We start from the raw sequence: 461 nt of genomic DNA on the forward strand, positions 1-461 counted from the left end.
GGCCACGCCGACTATGTGAAAAACATGATCACCGGTGCTGCGCAGATGGACGGCGCGATCCTGGTTGTTGCTGCGACTGATGGCCCAATGCCACAGACCCGTGAGCACATCCTGCTGGGTCGTCAGGTTGGCGTTCCTTACATCATCGTGTTCCTGAACAAGTGCGACATGGTTGATGATGAAGAGCTGCTGGAACTGGTAGAGATGGAAGTTCGCGATCTGCTGTCAGCTTACGACTTCCCAGGCGACGATACTCCAATCGTACGCGGTTCTGCTCTGCAGGCACTGAACGGTGTTGCTGAGTGGGAAGAGAAGATCATTGAGCTGGCTGGTCACCTGGATAACTACATCCCAGAGCCAGTACGTGCAATCGACCTGCCGTTCCTGCTGCCAATCGAAGACGTATTCTCAATCTCAGGCCGTGGTACTGTTGTAACCGGTCGTGTTGAGCGCGGTATCGT

Annotated in this window: 1 protein-coding gene; it reads left to right on the forward strand. The window is 54.9% G+C overall.

Translation table 11 applies throughout. The features are described 5' to 3' along the window. The coding region (locus QMZ65_RS25185) for a GTP-binding protein (protein WP_283216949.1) at window positions 1-461 on the forward strand (461 nt) is incomplete at both ends.

Source organism: Pantoea sp. EABMAA-21 (assembly GCF_030053335.1).
Taxonomy (GTDB): Bacteria; Pseudomonadota; Gammaproteobacteria; order Enterobacterales; family Enterobacteriaceae; genus Pantoea; species Pantoea communis.